Below are 15,295 nucleotides of genomic sequence, written 5' to 3'. Positions count from 1 at the left end.
GGGGAGCATGGATGATCCTGAAGAGGATGTTGGCGCCCGCTTGAAAATGGTGCGCCACATTTACGGTATCTCACAGAGGGAGTTGGCGAGACGGGCTGGGGTAACCAACGCAACAATTTCTTTTATTGAATTGGGAAAGGTTAGCCCTTCCGTAAGCTCCTTAAAAAAAATATTGGGCGCCATTCCTATGCCGCTAACCGATTTTTTTTCCTTGGAAATATCGGGCGCAAAGCAAATTTTTTTTCGCGGAGATGAAGTGCCTGAGGTCGGTCACGGCTCTGTGTCCTGCCGTTTGTTTGGGGGGGCAAAAGCAAACTGCGGCATGTCGCTATTGTGGAAAGTATTTCCGGCTGGGGATGACACCGGCTTTTCTCTCGAATCTGCTGAGGGGGAGATTGGTGGGGTGGTTGTCAGTGGTGACCTGGAGGTTACGGTTGGCTCCGACTTTGCCCTGCTGAGTGCCGGTGATGGGTATTATTTTGATGCTCAGCGTCCGCACCGCTTTCGAAATACAGGTCGCTGTGACTGTGTAGTTGTCAGCGCAATGATGCCGGCTTATGGGCACCCCGACCTTCAAGAGCCCAATTCCTGAAAGGTGGTTTAGAAAAGAGGGAGTTCGTGCCAAGTGGCTGATAAGGCAGCACGATCCGAGATAGACTAGCCCAGCTTTAATTTCTCTCTGTTCGCAAACTGGCGAATTTCTGTACTTTGGCACTCCTGGTGCCACTCCATTTGTAAGAAATAGTATTCAAACAATCGTTTGAATCTGGCTATACTACGGCTGACCAAATTGGGCCTAAGTGTCACCGCGCTGTGCGGGGCGGCCCTTGGTTGCACAAAAATTCCGACCCCGGGCCCAGGATCGCGGCCCAGAATAAAAGAGGTCAATCAATGTTATTTAGTGGCAAAGCGCTCACGGTACAGATGCTGGACAACGGCATCGCCGAGCTCAAATTCGACCTGCAAGGCGAATCCGTCAATAAATTTAACCGTCAGACGGTTTCTGAATTCTCCCAAGCGCTGGATGCTATCGAAGCAGCGGATGGTGTAAAAGGTGTACTGCTGACCAGCGGTAAAGGCGTCTTTATTGTTGGTGCTGATATCACTGAGTTTGGTGGTGCCTTCTCTGCAGGTGCAGAGGGCGTTGCTGATCTGATGAATCAGAACAACGAAAATATCAACCGCCTGGAAGACCTTCCGGTACCGACTGCGGTAGCAATTAATGGCTACGCGCTTGGCGGTGGTTTTGAGGTGTGTCTTGGCTGTGACTTCCGCCTGATGGGCGAAGAGGCCAAAGTTGGCCTTCCGGAAGTTAAGCTGGGTCTGATTCCGGGCTGGGGTGGCACTGTTCGCCTGCCGCGTGTAGTGGGTGTTGATGTTGCTGCCGAGTGGATTGCAGCGGGTAAAGAGCAGAAGCCTGCCGCCGCTCTGGAAGCTCACGCTGTCGATGCGGTGATCCCCACTGCCAAGCTCAAAGATGCAGCGGTCAAGCTGCTTGAGCGCGCTATTAATGGCGAGCTGGACTACAAAGCCATTCGCGAGCTGAAGAAATCTCCAATCCCCTTGAATGATACTGAAGCGCTAATGGCCTTCTTTACCACCAAGGCATTTGTGGGTCAGCAGGCGGGTAAAAACTACCCCTCTCCCGTAGCTGCGGTTGAGTCAATCGAGCAGGGTTACAAGTTGACCCGTGATGAAGCGCTGAAAATCGAACAGGAGAAGTTCATTTTCTGCGCGCAGACCGGCACTGCGAAGTCTCTGGTAGGGCTGTTCCTGGCTGACCAGGCAATTGGTAAAGTTGCCAAAGGTTGGGAGAAGAAAGCCGATAAGCCGATTGAGCGTGCGGCAGTATTGGGTGCTGGCATTATGGGTGGCGGTATCGCTTACCAGTCTGCCTACAAAGGCACTCCGATCAAGATGAAGGATATCGACCAGAAGGGTATCGATCTTGGTCTGAATGAGGCGAACAAGCTGCTGTCCAAGTTGGTTGATCGCAAGCGCCTGACCCCCGTTAAAATGGGTGAAGTGCTCAACCGTATCGAGCCTACCTTGAGCTACGACGGCTTCAACGATATCGATGTTGTTGTGGAAGCGGTGGTTGAAAATCCCAAGGTGAAGCATGCAGTATTGAAGGAAGTGGAAACCAAAGTAAGCGAAGACACTGTAATCGCTTCTAATACCTCCACTATTTCTATTAACCAGTTGGCTGAGCCGCTTTCCCGCCCGGAAAACTTCCTCGGTATGCACTTCTTCAACCCGGTGCACAAAATGCCGCTGGTTGAGGTGATTCGTGGAGAGAAAACTTCCGACATAGCTGTAGCTCGCGTTGTTGCCTACGCAAACAAGATGGGCAAGAAAGCTATTGTTGTACGCGACTGTCCTGGATTCCTGGTTAACCGCGTTCTCTTCCCTTACTTTGCCGGTTTTTCCATGCTGGTGCGCGATGGCGCTGACTTCCAGGCCGTTGACAAGGTGATGGAGCGTTGGGGTTGGCCGATGGGCCCCGCTTACCTGATGGACGTTGTCGGTATCGATACCGGTGTTCACGCAGAGAGCGTAATGGCTGAAGGCTTCCCCGACCGCATGGGTAAAACCTTTACCGCTGCTTCCGACGTTATGTATGAAGCGGGTCGTTACGGCCAGAAGAACAACAAAGGCTTCTACAACTACGAGCAGGACAAAAAAGGTCGCCCGAAGAAAGTGGCTACCGAAGAGTCCTACGAGCTGCTTAAGCCGCACGTTGCTGAACGTCGCGAGTTTGAAAAAGACGAAATTATCGAGCGCATGATGGTGCCTATGGCAACCGAGCTGGCTCGCTGCCTGGAAGAGGGTATCGTGGATTCCCCAGCTGAAGCTGATATGGCGCTGATCTACGGCATTGGCTTCCCTCCGTTCCGCGGTGGAATCTTCGCGTGGCTGGACAGCATTGGTCTGGATGAATTCGTGAAGATTGCCGATAAGTACGCCGATCTGGGTGAGTTGTACAAGCCGACCGATCGCATGCGTGAAATGGCCGCAAGTGGCAAAACCTACTACGGCGACAAGTAAGGAGAATAGCGATGAGTTTAAATCCTAGAGATGCCGTAATCGTCGACTACGCGCGTACGGCCATGGGTCGCTCGAAGAATGGCGTATATCGCCATGTTCGCGCCGATGATATGTCCGCTGAGCTGCTGAAAAAGTTCATGCAGCGCAATGACAAGCTCGATCCCGCCGAGATCGATGACCTGATCTGGGGCTGTGTTATGCAGCGCGATGAGCAGGGCTTTAACGTAGCTCGCTTTATCCTGCTGCGCGCTGGTCTGCCACACACTATCCCGGCGCAAACCGTCAACCGCCTGTGCGGCTCCTCTATGTCCTCCCTGCATACTGCAGCTGCCAACATCCAGGCTGGCGTTGGCGATGTGTACGTTGTGGGTGGTGTTGAGCACATGGGTCACCTGAACATGATGGAGCATGTTAGCCCCAACCCAATGCTGGGTCGCTATATGGCTAAAGCTGCCGGCTCCATGGGTATGACTGCTGAATACCTGGCGATGATGCACGGTATCCAGCGTCAGCAGATGGATGAGTTCGGTGCACGCTCTCACCATCGCGCCGCTGAAGCTACAAAGGCTGGCAAATTCAATCGCGAAATTATCGCTATTGAAGGTCATGACGATGACGGCGTACCTTTCCTGGTTGAGACGGACCAAACCATCCGTCCGGACACCACCGTGGAAGGTCTGGCGCAGCTGAAGCCAGCATTCGATCCGAAACACGGTCAGGTAACAGCTGGCACCTCCTCTCAGATCACCGACGGTGCCTCTGTGATGCTGGTAATGTCCGCTGAGCGCGCTCAGGCTTTGGGTATGACTCCTATTGCTCGCGTGAAAGAAATGGCGCTGGCTGGTGTTGATCCGTCCATTATGGGTTATGGCCCGGTGCCCTCTACCAAGAAGGCGCTCAAGAGAGCGGGTCTAACTGTTGGCGATATCGACAAGTTTGAGCTGAATGAGGCATTTGCGGCGCAGGCGCTGCCGGTGCTGAAAGACCTGGATCTGCTCGAGCAGATGGATGAGAAGGTCAACCTATACGGTGGCGCTATTGCCCTGGGTCACCCCTTCGGCTGCTCTGGCGTGCGCATTACTGGCACCCTGCTGAGCGTTATGCAGAATGAGGGCGGCAACCTGGGTGTGTCTACCATGTGTATCGGTCTGGGGCAGGGTATTACCACTGTTGTAGAGCGAGTCTAAGGAAATTAGACCCCGAAAAAAGGCGCCTTTGAGGCGCCTTTTTTTATTTTATGAGAAAAGTGTTCAGTAAAGTGTTGAAGACCCCAAAATGCTGTGGCACAATCTGCACCCCTTGTCGCGATGGGCTCTAAAAAAGTAGCGAAAGCGCTTAAATATCAAAGAGTTAGCGGCAGGTTCGATTTGGGGACGTGGTGAAATTGGTAGACACGCCAGATTTAGGTTCTGGTGCCGAAAGGTGTGGGAGTTCGAGTCTCCCCGTCCCCACCAAATTAAAAGCCTTGAAGTCCGTGTGACTTGCCCTGGAGGGGTAGGTGCGGGCTTCTTGTGTATTTGGCGGCAGCACAAAAGTATTGTTTTGGTGCTGGGCCTACGAGGTTACTGACTAAGTCTCGGTGACCCGGTATTCGTTGGCGCTGCGGCGCGATTACAGAGATAGTCTCACGAGGATAAACATGCAGGTTTCCATCGAAACTACTTCCGGTCTGGAGCGTCGCTTAACGGTCAACTTGCCGGCAGAAATTGTCGACAAAGAAGTGGATAAGCGTCTCCAGCAGGCTGCTAAGACTGTTCGCATCAATGGCTTCCGCAAAGGCAAGGTGCCCATGAAGGTTGTTCGTCAGCGCTTTGGCGCCGGCGTTCGTCAGGAAGTTCTGGGTGAGGTAATGAGCCGTTCTTTCTACGAAGCGGTACAGAAGGAAGAGGTTAAACCTGCCGGCCAGCCTAGCATCGAAGCTAAGCAGACTGCTGCTGGCGAAAACCTGGAGTACGTTGCTACTTTCGAGGTTTACCCTGAAGTTGAACTCGCTGATCTGGCTGAGATCGCTGTAGAGCGTCCTGTTGCAGAAGTTACTGATGCTGACGTGAAGAACATGATCGATGTTCTGCGTAAGCAACAGTCTTCCTGGAAAGATACCAAGCGCAAAGCTCAAAAGGGCGATCGTGTTGTTATCAACTTTGTTGGTCGTAAAGACGGCGAAGAGTTTGAAGGTGGCAAGGCCGAAGGCCACCAGTTGGTACTGGGTTCCGGCCAGATGATCCCTGGCTTCGAAGAAGGCATTCTGGGCATGAAGCCCGGTGAAGAGAAAGACATTGATCTGACCTTCCCGGAAGATTACCAGGCAGAAGAGCTTCGCGGTGCTGCTGTAACCTTTAATATCAAGGTGACTTCTTCCGAGAAGCCTGAACTTCCCGAGTTGAACGAAGAGTTCTTCAAAGCTTACGGTGTTCAGGAAGGTGGCGAAGAGAAGTTCCGTGAGGAAGTTCGCAGCAACATGCAGCGTGAGCTGAAAAATGCCGCTCTGAACAAAGTTAAGACCCAGATCATGGATCAGCTGTTCGAAAAGCATCCAGTTGAGCTGCCGTCCGCGCTGGTTGCCAGTGAAGTAACTACCTTGCGTGGTCAAATGGTTCAGCAGTTTGGTGGTCAGATCAAGGCTGAAGATGCCGAGCGTATGTTGCCTGACACTATGTTCGAAGAGCAGGCAAAGCGCCGTGTAGTTCTCGGTCTGGTAGTCGGTGAGATTGTTAAGCAGAATGAACTTTCTGTTGATGCCGATCGCGTAAAGGCGAAAGTTGAAGAGCTGGCTTCTACCTACCAGCAGCCGCAAGAAGTGGTTGACTACTACTACAGCAACCGTGAGCTGCTGTCTGGTGTTGAGTCTGTTGTACTGGAAGACCAGGTTGTTGATCACGTACTGGCTTCAGCTAAAGTATCTGAAGTTGACAGCAGCTACGACGAAGTGATTAAGCCGCAAAAACAAAGCTAATCTCTCACTTCATTCAGGTGTAAGGTGGCGTCCGCTCAAGCGTGACGCCCCTACATCTCCTTCCTTTTTACCGGCTGGCTTTCTCTCGCCTGACCGGTTAAGCTCTGAAAACCAAATTTTTCAGCATGGGCATACGATGCCTATTCGCTGGCCTGCCGAATACGCCACAAAAGGAAGCAATGGTACCTATGGCACGAATTGATTTTCCAAAAGCTTCGATAGAGCCCTCAGCATCAGGTTTAGTTCCCATGGTGGTAGAACAAACCGCCAGAGGGGAGCGCTCATTTGATATTTATTCTCGCCTGTTAAAAGAGCGTGTGATCTTCCTGGTCGGGCCTGTAGAAGACCACATGGCCAACCTGGTTGTTGCGCAGCTGCTTTTCCTCGAGGCAGAAAATCCGGATAAGGATATTCACCTCTACATTAATTCACCGGGCGGTTCGGTAACTGCCGGCATGTCTATCTATGACACCATGCAGTTCATTAAGCCTGACGTCAGCACTATGTGCATTGGGCAGGCCTGTAGTATGGGCGCCTTCTTGTTGACTGCCGGTGCTGAAGGCAAACGCTTCGTAACACCAAACTCCCGTGTGATGATTCACCAGCCCAGCGGTGGGGCCCAAGGGCAGGCGAGCGATATCCACATTCACGCCCAGGAAATCCTCAAGATTCGTCATCGTTTGAATGAGCTCATGGCGCATCACTCTGGACGTCCAGTCAGTGATATTGAGAGGGATACAGAGCGCGACAACTTTATGAGCGCCGATGAAGCCAAGGAATATGGCTTGGTCGATGATGTATTGTCTCGCCGACAGGCATTCGATAAGTAGATTTTTCTACATTAAAAGTTTGCCGGAGGCGGATTTCAGCGAAAGTTAGTTTTTTTGACAGGCTGGCTTTCGTTGGGGCTTGAAAATCACGCCAAAAGGCAGCATCTTGCTGGGTAAGCTGAATTTAGGGCCCTGGCCGGCCAGTGACGACGGAGTATTTTGATGACCGACAAAAGCAGCGGAGAAGACAGCGGAAAATTGCTGTACTGCTCTTTCTGTGGCAAGAGCCAACAGGAAGTGCGGAAGTTAATCGCTGGGCCGTCAGTCTTTATCTGCGATGAATGTGTCGAGCTGTGTACCGACATTATTCGTGAAGAAGTACAAGAGACTGCGGAGGGGCCTGAAGGGCGCCTGCCGACACCCCGTGAGATTACTGAAATCCTCGATCAGTATGTGATTGGGCAGGAGAGAGCCAAGCGTGTGCTGGCTGTCGCCGTATACAATCACTACAAGCGTCTGCGCACCAAGTCTGGTGTTAAAAGTAAGGATGAAGTAGAACTCAGCAAGTCTAATATTTTGCTGGTAGGCCCAACCGGTAGTGGTAAAACCCTTCTTGCCGAGACTCTGGCCCGCCTGCTCAATGTTCCTTTCACTATTGCCGATGCAACCACCCTGACCGAAGCTGGTTACGTGGGTGAGGATGTTGAGAATATCATCCAGAAGCTTTTGCAGAAGTGTGATTACGATGTAGAAAAAGCCCAGCAGGGTATCGTCTATATTGATGAGATCGACAAAATTTCGCGCAAGTCAGACAACCCTTCAATTACCCGTGATGTGTCCGGTGAAGGTGTGCAGCAAGCGCTACTGAAGTTGATTGAAGGCACTGTGGCGTCTGTGCCGCCGCAGGGTGGACGCAAGCATCCGCAGCAGGAATTCTTGCAGGTCGACACCTCCAATATCCTGTTTATTTGTGGCGGCGCTTTTGCGGGGCTGGATAAGGTTATCCGCGATCGCTCGGAGAAGGGTGGAATTGGTTTCAGTGCCGAGGTTAAATCAAAGGATGGCACCAGTAATTTTGGTGAGATCCTGCGCGACCTGGAGCCTGAAGACCTGGTTCGTTACGGGCTGATCCCGGAGTTTGTTGGACGCCTACCGGTGACCGCAACTTTGGAAGAGTTGGACCGTGAGGCTCTGGTACAGATTCTCACCGAGCCACGCAATGCCTTGACCAAACAGTACGCAAAACTGTTTGAGATGGAAGATGTAGAACTGGATTTCCGCCCCGATGCGTTGGATGCAGTTGCCACCAAGGCAATGGAGCGGAAAACAGGCGCCCGTGGCCTGCGCTCTATCATGGAGTCCGTATTGTTGGAGACCATGTATGACATCCCATCCACAGATAATGTGGTGAAAGTTGTGATTGACGAGGCGGTCATTAAAGGCGAATCAGCCCCGTTACTGGTTTATGAGAGTGAGTCCCAGCCGCAGAAGGCGGCGCCGGAAGAGTAGCTCAAATCCCACCTCAAAAAGCCCCAATATTGGGGCTTTTTTTATAGTTTTTTCTGATTACCCGGGTATCTAACTACCTGTCTGGGTATTCCTGGCTCGAATAGCACTCTTAGCTCGGCACAAATTGGTCGCGAGATTAGACTTGTATTTCGGGCCCTTCCCCCCCATTACTAGCATCTGAAGGGCGGTGGCCCAGGTTAAGCTGTCAATTCCAACAGCAGCATGATGCCGCGCCAAATACCCAGTGATAGGGCCGAGAGGAGTTCTATGGATCAGTCATCCGACACCACACTTGAATATCCGTTGTTGCCATTGCGCGATGTTGTTGTTTACCCCCATATGGTGATCCCGCTTTTTGTCGGCAGGGAAAAGTCCATAGAGGCCCTGGAAGAGGCCATGCGCAGGGATAAGCAGGTATTGCTTGTGGCGCAGCGAAAGGCATCTGAGGATGACCCAGGTGCAGACGATATCTATCGCGTGGGCACTATTGCCAGTGTCTTGCAGTTACTCAAACTCCCCGATGGCACTGTGAAGGTGCTAGTAGAAGGGGGAGAGCGCGTAAATATCCACGAAGTGATGGAGAGGGAGAACCATTTCGAGGCGACCGTTTCGCCGATGGAGACGCAGGAGTTGCCGGAAGGCGAAGCAGATGCCCTTGTGCGCTCTGTGATGTCTCAGTTTGAACAGTACGTTTCTGTAAGTAAGAAAGTCCCCAATGAGGTTATTACCTCCCTGTCGGGAATTGATGAACCTGGCCGCTTGGCAGATACCATTTCTGCACATATGTCCCTTGAGTTGGCTCAGAAGCAAGAGCTTCTAGAGACTCTCAGTGTTAAAGAGCGTTTGGAGCATTTGCTGGGCCTTATGGATGCTGAAATCGACCTGATCCAGGTGGAAAAACGCATTCGTGGGCGTGTGAAAAAGCAGATGGAGAAAAGCCAACGCGAGTACTATCTCAATGAGCAGATGAAGGCGATTCAAAAAGAATTGGGCGAGATCACCGAAGAGCCTAATGAAATTGAAGAGCTGGAAAACAAAATTGCCGAATCCGGCATGAGTGCGGAGGCAGAGAAGAAAACCCGCGCTGAGCTGGCTAAATTGAAAATGATGTCGCCTATGTCTGCGGAAGCTTCGGTTTTACGCAGTTATATCGACTGGATGTTGAGCCTGCCCTGGAAAAAAGCGAGCCGGGTGAGACACGACTTGGTTAAAGCCGAGGAAATTCTCGAGAAAGAACACTACGGCTTGGAAGAGGTTAAAGAGCGGATTCTTGAATACCTCGCTGTACAGAAGCGAGTGAAGAAAGTGAAAGGGCCGATCTTATGTTTGGTTGGTCCTCCCGGGGTGGGTAAAACCTCCCTTGGTCAATCTATTGCCCGAGCGACAAATCGTCAGTATGTGCGTATGGCCCTGGGCGGCGTTCGCGATGAAGCCGAGATTCGCGGGCATCGACGCACTTATATTGGCTCACTGCCGGGCAAGTTGATTCAGAAAATTTCGAAAGTTGGAGTGAAAAACCCCCTGTTCCTCCTCGATGAGGTCGACAAAATGGGGATGGATCAGCGCGGCGATCCCGCCTCAGCGCTTCTTGAGGTTTTGGATCCAGAGCAGAATAAAACCTTCAATGATCACTATTTGGAAGTGGATTACGACCTTTCCGATGTGATGTTTGTCTGCACCTCTAATTCAATGAATATTCCAGGCCCGTTGCTGGATCGTATGGAAGTTATTCGAATCCCCGGTTATACCGAGGACGAAAAACTGAATATTGCACAGCGCTATCTTGTGCCGAAGCAGCGCAAAGCCAACGGCCTTAAAGATGATGAGCTGGATCTCTCCGATGACAGTATCCGAGATATTGTCCGCTACTACACCCGTGAAGCGGGTGTGCGTGGCCTGGACCGGGAGATTGCCAAGATCTGCCGCAAGGTAGTTACGGAGCACGTTCGCAATCCTTCAGAGAAGAAGGCTGTAATACAGCCAGAGCAACTTGAAGAGCTTCTCGGTGTTCGCAAGTTTGATTTTGGCCGTGCGGAGGAAGAGGACAAAATCGGAATTGTTACCGGTCTCGCCTGGACCGAGGTGGGTGGTGAGCTTCTTAACATTGAAGCTTCAGCTGTGCCGGGTAAAGGGCGCATGATCAAAACCGGCTCCCTCGGCGATGTTATGCAGGAGTCTATTCAGGCGGCCTTGACGGTTGTGCGTTCTCGCTCCCAGGCACTGGGAATAGGTCCGGACTTCCACGAGACCCGGGATATTCATATCCACGTGCCTGAAGGTGCCACCCCCAAAGATGGCCCTTCGGCGGGTATTGCCATGTGCACCGCTTTGGTGTCTGTGTTAACGGATATTCCCGTTCGCTCAGATGTGGCGATGACTGGAGAAATTACTCTGCGTGGAGAAGTTTTAAGAATTGGTGGTCTTAAAGAAAAGTTATTGGCAGCGCATCGGGGCGGTATAAAAACTGTACTGATTCCCGCTGATAACGAGCGAGATCTGAAGGATATTCCCGATAATATTCTTCAGGACTTGGTAGTTAGGCCCGTTAAGTGGATCGATCAGGTACTTGAGCTGGCGCTCGAACACAAGCCTGAATCCCTGTCTGATGAAGAGTATTCCGCCTTACAGAAAAAGGCAGAGGAGCGCTCGCAGCGAGGAATCCAAACTCACTGACTCTTGTAATGGGGTGACTTTTGTCGCCCCTTTACAACTTGCAAGGCCAAAACTTCGCCAATCAGGCTATCTACGCTGCTTGAAAAGTGTGCATCTGCCCGGAAACCCGCATGGTTCCTTGACCCGCTTCTGGGCAGTTGGTATAAAACGGGGCTTATTGCCCGGCGCGTAAATTGCCGAAGGCTAAAAAATTTAAAGTATGGGTGTCTTTTGTAGACCACCCGAAGCATATTTAAAAAGAACAGAGGGATTAAGCGTGAATAAGTCCGAACTGATTGAAGCAATTGCCGCATCTGCAGATATTCCAAAAGCAGCAGCTGGCCGTGCTTTGGACGCAATGGTTGATAGCATCACTGATGCCCTGAAAAAAGGTGATCAAGTTGCCCTCGTTGGCTTTGGTACCTTTGCTGTGAAAGAGCGTGCAGCTCGTACTGGTCGCAATCCTCGCACTGGCGATCCCATTGAAATCGCTGCGGCAAAAATTCCTAACTTCAAGGCCGGTAAAGCCCTGAAAGACGCTGTAAACTAAGTTTTCAGCAGGCTTTGAGACTTTGTAAAAGAGTCTGAATGTCAAAGAGGCGTGTCAGTTGGGATGCGCCTTTTTTGTATCTGATAGTAGTTAAAAACAATTAATTTTCGGAGCTGAGCATGCTTCAGTCCATGCGTGACAACCTGAAAGGGACAGCCGCGATTATTGTCGCAGCCTTTTTCGGTTTTATTATGGTCATTGGGGGAATTGATTTCTTCACCGGTGCCAGTGGAGGTGCTGCCGATGCGGTAGCCGAGGTTAATGGCGAAAAAATTACAAACTTGGATTTGCAACGCGCAATTCAAAATCGCCGCAATATGATCATTAGTCAGTACGGCGAAGATGTGCCCGCTGATTTAATCAGCGATGAGCAGTTGCGTGAGCCAGTTTTACGCCAGTTGGTTTCCAGTGCTGTGATGCGCCAAGCTGCTCAGGACAGCGGTATGGTGATGAGTTCTGCGGCGGTCGATAGAGCGATCGTGGGAATTCCGGCTTTTCAGGTGAACGGCAGTTTTGATCCGCAAATGTACCGCGATGCTTTGCGTCGAATGGGGTATAGCCCCGCAGGCTTCCGCCAGATTATGGAAAATGATATGGCGCTGGAGCAGTACGCAAACAGTGTGGTTGAAAGTGCTTTTACTACCCAGGCGGATGCAGAACAGATTGTTGCCGCCTCTATGGAAGAGCGTGATTTTGATTACGTGGTGATGCCAGTTGAAGGCCTGCTAGCAGAGACTCAGGTTTCGGATGCTGAGGTAGAACAGTATTACCAGGAGAATCAAGGGCAATACCAGCGTCCAGAGCAGGTGGCGGTTGAGTATATCGAGCTAACACCTGAAGTATTTGCCGGTAACATTGATATTTCTGAAAGCGATGTTCGCGCTCAGTACGAGCAAGAATTGAAAGGTTTCGCATCGGAACTTCGCCGCCGCGCTGCACATATTTTGCTTGAAGAAGCTGACGCAGAAAAAATTGCCGAGATTCAGAGCAAACTGGATGCCGGCGAAGATTTTGCCGAGTTGGCAAAGACTTACTCCCAAGACGTAGGCTCTGCGGAGGAAGGCGGTGAGTTGGGTTACACCACGGGTGATGTATTCCCAGAGGCATTCGAGCAGGCCTTAGCCGCGCTGGAAGTGGGCCAGGTTTCTGCCCCAGTGGCCACCGATAGTGGAACTCACTTTATCAAACTGCTGGAAGTAGAGCAGAGTGAGCCGCCAAGTTTCGAAGAGCAAAAAGTGGCGATCGAGAATAGGCTGCGTGCATCTGTTGCCGAGCGCGAGTTTGTTGATGCCTTGTCCCGTCTTGCCGATCTGGCATACAACGCGGACAACCTGGCTGAGCCCGCTGAAGAGTTGGGTGTTCCCCTGAAGACTGCCGATCTGTTTTCGCGCGAGAGCGCATCTGGCGTACTTTCTAACGGGCAGGTTATCGAGGCTGCCTTCTCTGTGGAAGTGAAGGAGGATGGTAATACTTCAGATGTGATCAACCTGAACAATGAGCACTCTGTCGTTTTGCGGGTCACCGACTCTAAGCCCGCGGGTACTTACCCTCTGGAAGAGGTTCGCCAGCAAATTGTTGACCGTTTGAAGCGTGATAAGGCCAGTGAGCAATTGGCTAAGCAAGCGGAAGAGCTAAAAGAGAAACTCGCTACTGGTACTAGTTTTGCGGAACTGGCGGAAGCGCAAGGTTTAACCCTGGAGACCAGTGATAAAACTCGTCGCGGTGGTTTTGCTCAGCGCGGTGAGATTAATGCCAAGGCATTTGCATTACCTGCACCATCTGCTGGCAAAGATGAAGTGACCAGCTTCGCTACAAATAATGGTGATCTGGTAGTTCTCGATCTGCGCAGTGTGCGCCCGGGCGAACTGTCCAAGCAGAGCAAAGAGCAGCGTCAGGCACTGATGCAGCAATTGGCCTCTGTAAATGGTGGGGCCGAGTTAGCAGCTATTCAACGCTACTTGTCCGATCAGGCAAAAATCGATCTGGCCTCTTCTGCCGAGTAACGGTTGTTATTGAGTCATAAAAAAACCCGGCAATTGCCGGGTTTTTTTATGACTAACTCCCTGTAGGGTAGTGGGCGCTTTAAGTGTTGCTGGCACTATCCACAAATAAGGTTAAGCGCTGTCCGGGTTGTAAATACTTGGACTTGTTTATCTTATTCCAGCGGAGAATATCATCGATTTCGATACTGAATTTATTGGCTATCCGATATAGAGAGTCGCCGCTGCGTACCCGGTAAGAAACCTTGCGGGTAGTGCGGTTGTTCTCTGATACTGCGGGGGAGCCGTTGTAAGCTACCAGGGTGCGTCCAGGGCGCAGGGTGTCTCCCGGTGCCATGCTGTTCCAGCTGGCCAGTTGCTTTACGGTCACATTCAGCTTGCGTGAAATCCCCCAAAGGCTGTCGCCAGGGCGTACAGTGTAATTAACTTTCTGGCCCTTGCCGGAAGACTGCTTGCGTTTAACTCGCTGATCGAGTGCGTAGGCATACTGTCCCGCGGGGCCCGATGCGCTGGGGATTAACAGTGTTTTACCGGCGCGAATATTATTACTGCGCAGTTTGTTTGTCTCGCGTATCGCTCCGACGGTGGTCTGGTAGCGGCGAGCGATAGTGGAAAGGGTGTCGCCTCGGGCAATGGTGTAGCGCTGCCAGCTTACCCTCTCTTCCTTGGGAAGTTGTGCCAGGGCGCTCTCAAACTTTTCCTGGGTCTTTATTGGAATCAGTAGTTGGTGGTTTCCGTTGGGGTCGGTTGCCCAGCGATTATAGCCTGGGTTCAGTAGGTAGAGCTCTTCAATCTCAATTTCTGCAAGTTCCGCAGCCTGGGCCAGATCGATCTGACTGCCTACATCGACACGGGCGTAGTAGGGCTCATTGGAGACATCATGCAGTGGGATTTTGTAATGGTCCGGGCGGGATATAACCTCCGCCAGAGCCAGCAGCTGGGGCACATAGCGCTTGGTTTCCCGCGGCAGTTTGAGATCCCAATAACTGGTGCCAAGCCCGTTGCGACGATTGCGCTCTACGGCTCTGCGAACCGTTCCCTCACCGGCGTTGTAAGCAGCGAGTGCCAGCTCCCAGTCCCCATCAAAGCGATCGTGTAGGTAGTTGAAGTACTTTGCCGCAGCCTGGGTGGATTCATGGACATCGCGGCGTCCGTCATACCACCAGTTTTGCTCGAGCCCGAAAGAGCGCCCGGTGGCCGGGATAAACTGCCACATACCGGAAGCCCGGGCGTGGGAGTAGGCGAAGGGGTCGTATGCACTCTCGACAATGGGGAGCAGCGCTAATTCAAGTGGGAGATTTGCCTGTTCCAGCTGTTCTGCAACATGGAAAATATAGCGACGAGAGCGCTCGGTTACCCGAGCCATATAGCCCTCGTTGCGGGCGAAGTAAGCAATATATTCCTTAACCTTGGGGTCGCTGGTGTGGTGATCCAGGGCGAATCCCTGACGAAGTCTTGCCCAGATGTCTACGGGGGGAGGGACCGCTTCAGAGGGTTCGTGCTTTTTAACAGCTCGGTCACTCGCGACAGAGGTTTCCTCTGCAGGGATATTTTCAGTTTCGGGCGCAGAGGCCTGTTCCGGTAATTGCGAGCAGGCCCCTACCGTAGCGGCTAGTAATGCTACGGCAAAATTCTTGTGAACCATGTGTGATATCCGCGAGTCTTTCTTGTAATTCATCCTGACGCATTTCAGAACAATTATTGGTAAAGCGCCAGGCATTTGGTCAATTACTTTTGATTCTAATTAGGCAAATTAGTTTCGGTCAATATTGACGGTTAAAAAGTATGCAAATTGCTAGTTTATCACCCAGCC

The 15,295-nt window shown here is 51.7% G+C and carries 10 protein-coding genes and 1 tRNA gene; 10 read left to right on the top strand and 1 reads right to left on the bottom strand.

Annotation, left to right across the window (positions count from 1 at the left end):
• Positions 1-7: 7 nt before the first annotated feature.
• The 10 genes from ACJJIY_RS19660 to ACJJIY_RS19615 all read left to right on the top strand — a co-directional run bounded on the left by ACJJIY_RS19660 (position 8) and on the right by ACJJIY_RS19615 (position 13,485).
• On the top strand, positions 8-592 hold the full coding sequence (locus tag ACJJIY_RS19660; RefSeq protein WP_445358666.1) for a type II toxin-antitoxin system RelB family anti-toxin: 585 nt from the start codon (positions 8-10) through the stop codon (positions 590-592).
• A 299-nt stretch (positions 593-891) separates the two neighbouring features.
• Positions 892-3,048, top strand: a complete 2,157-nt coding sequence (gene fadB, locus ACJJIY_RS19655) for a fatty acid oxidation complex subunit alpha FadB (protein ID WP_445358665.1) — start codon at positions 892-894, stop codon at positions 3,046-3,048.
• 11 nt (positions 3,049-3,059) lie between these two features.
• The gene (gene fadA, locus ACJJIY_RS19650) at positions 3,060-4,235 is read left to right on the top strand and encodes an acetyl-CoA C-acyltransferase FadA (protein ID WP_413665174.1); all 1,176 of its coding nucleotides are present in this window, start codon (positions 3,060-3,062) and stop codon (positions 4,233-4,235) included.
• Positions 4,236-4,417: 182 nt separating this feature from the next.
• Positions 4,418-4,502, top strand: a tRNA-Leu gene (locus ACJJIY_RS19645).
• A gap of 185 nt (positions 4,503-4,687) precedes the next feature.
• The gene (gene tig, locus ACJJIY_RS19640) at positions 4,688-6,001 is read left to right on the top strand and encodes a trigger factor (protein WP_445358664.1); all 1,314 of its coding nucleotides are present in this window, start codon (positions 4,688-4,690) and stop codon (positions 5,999-6,001) included.
• A gap of 188 nt (positions 6,002-6,189) precedes the next feature.
• Positions 6,190-6,831, top strand: a complete 642-nt coding sequence (clpP, locus tag ACJJIY_RS19635) for an ATP-dependent Clp endopeptidase proteolytic subunit ClpP (protein ID WP_282933430.1) — start codon at positions 6,190-6,192, stop codon at positions 6,829-6,831.
• A gap of 162 nt (positions 6,832-6,993) precedes the next feature.
• A complete protein-coding gene (gene clpX, locus ACJJIY_RS19630; protein ID WP_282933429.1) occupies positions 6,994-8,280 on the top strand; it encodes an ATP-dependent Clp protease ATP-binding subunit ClpX in 1,287 nt (428 codons plus the stop codon).
• A 267-nt stretch (positions 8,281-8,547) separates the two neighbouring features.
• Positions 8,548-10,953, top strand: coding sequence for an endopeptidase La (lon, locus tag ACJJIY_RS19625; RefSeq protein ID WP_413665176.1), 2,406 nt, complete (start codon positions 8,548-8,550; stop codon positions 10,951-10,953).
• Positions 10,954-11,209: 256 nt separating this feature from the next.
• The gene (hbs, locus tag ACJJIY_RS19620; RefSeq protein WP_010132873.1) at positions 11,210-11,482 is read left to right on the top strand and encodes a non-specific DNA-binding protein Hbs; all 273 of its coding nucleotides are present in this window, start codon (positions 11,210-11,212) and stop codon (positions 11,480-11,482) included.
• A gap of 119 nt (positions 11,483-11,601) precedes the next feature.
• Entirely contained in the window at positions 11,602-13,485 is a 1,884-nt protein-coding gene (locus ACJJIY_RS19615) for a SurA N-terminal domain-containing protein (RefSeq protein WP_444896709.1), read from the top strand.
• A gap of 79 nt (positions 13,486-13,564) precedes the next feature.
• Here the strand turns inward: ACJJIY_RS19615 and ACJJIY_RS19610 are convergent, their stop codons facing one another.
• On the bottom strand, positions 13,565-15,127 hold the full coding sequence (locus ACJJIY_RS19610) for a LysM peptidoglycan-binding domain-containing protein (RefSeq protein WP_444896710.1): 1,563 nt from the start codon (positions 15,125-15,127) through the stop codon (positions 13,565-13,567).
• Positions 15,128-15,295: the final 168 nt, after the last annotated feature.

It is taken from the genome of Microbulbifer maximicatervae (SeqCode) (assembly GCF_052468155.1).
This window is presented reverse-complemented; position numbering and strand designations above follow the sequence as displayed.

Excerpts from the sequence above, each read along its gene's own strand:
- fadA (WP_413665174.1), top strand. The coding sequence starts at position 3,060 with ATGAGTTTAAATCCTAGAGATGCCGTAATCGTCGACTACGCGCGTACG.
- clpP (WP_282933430.1), top strand. The coding sequence starts at position 6,190 with ATGGCACGAATTGATTTTCCAAAAGCTTCGATAGAGCCCTCAGCATCA.
- ACJJIY_RS19615 (WP_444896709.1), top strand. The coding sequence starts at position 11,602 with ATGCTTCAGTCCATGCGTGACAACCTGAAAGGGACAGCCGCGATTATT.
- ACJJIY_RS19660 (WP_445358666.1), top strand. The coding sequence starts at position 8 with ATGGATGATCCTGAAGAGGATGTTGGCGCCCGCTTGAAAATGGTGCGC.
- tig (WP_445358664.1), top strand. The coding sequence starts at position 4,688 with ATGCAGGTTTCCATCGAAACTACTTCCGGTCTGGAGCGTCGCTTAACG.
- ACJJIY_RS19610 (WP_444896710.1), bottom strand. The coding sequence starts at position 15,127 with ATGGTTCACAAGAATTTTGCCGTAGCATTACTAGCCGCTACGGTAGGG.
- clpX (WP_282933429.1), top strand. The coding sequence starts at position 6,994 with ATGACCGACAAAAGCAGCGGAGAAGACAGCGGAAAATTGCTGTACTGC.
- fadB (WP_445358665.1), top strand. The coding sequence starts at position 892 with ATGTTATTTAGTGGCAAAGCGCTCACGGTACAGATGCTGGACAACGGC.
- lon (WP_413665176.1), top strand. The coding sequence starts at position 8,548 with ATGGATCAGTCATCCGACACCACACTTGAATATCCGTTGTTGCCATTG.